Source organism: Arcobacter lacus, assembly GCF_003063295.1.
In the GTDB taxonomy this organism is placed as follows: Bacteria; Campylobacterota; Campylobacteria; order Campylobacterales; family Arcobacteraceae; genus Aliarcobacter; species Aliarcobacter lacus.
Map to the genome: position 1 here is coordinate 1 of NZ_MUXF01000021.1, position 742 is coordinate 742.

A 742-nucleotide genomic window follows, 5' to 3' on the forward strand; every position below is an offset into this window, starting at 1 on the left:
TTTTAAATCAGTGTTATATTAGAGAATTAGAGATAGTAAAGATTTAATGTAAGAAGAATATATGAATAAAATAATCAATAATAATAAATTAGAATAATGTATTAAAAATAATTTTGTATAGAATAATAATGGTTAAAAAATTAAATATAAAGTTATAATGAAAAAAGAAATCAAATAATTTAAAAAGAAAGATATATAGAACTTTTAATTCAATGGATAGAGAATATTTATGCATTTTAAGTAAACCTAAAGTGGTTAAAAAAGCCAATTAAAACTTGTATAAAAAGATATAAAAAGATGTGTTAAAAACTAAATGTAGTGATAATAAATTAAATATATAGAACAATAAGTAAAGAAAGGTGCATAAGACAATAGACTACTTGGAGTAAATACAAAGGGGGAGAAAAAAAGAAAGCTTAGCTCTACTAGATAGTATAGAGAAGGAACTTTTTAATATAGTGTCAATGTAAGATATGCTAAAAAAAGATTAAAAAGATTAAAAAGATTAAAAGGGATGTCAATAAAAAGAATAAAGAGGGCTAAAAAAAAAGCTTACCATTAGATACAAAAAAGTGTATGTAAAGGTAAGCTTTATAAAAAAAACTTAAAGAGCTGGCGATGACCTACGTTTCCACAAGGGGACCCTGCAGTATTATCGGCGATGAAGAGCTTGACTTCCAGGTTCGGAATGGAGCTGGGTATTTCCTCTTCTCTAGTACCACCAGCAAGTTAAGTAATAAAA

At 25.6% G+C, this 742-nt stretch carries 1 rRNA gene; it reads right to left on the bottom strand.

The features are described 5' to 3' along the window. Nucleotides 1-610 precede the first annotated feature (610 nt). Nucleotides 611-726 (bottom strand): 5S ribosomal RNA (gene rrf, locus B0175_RS10945). Nucleotides 727-742 lie beyond the last annotated feature (16 nt).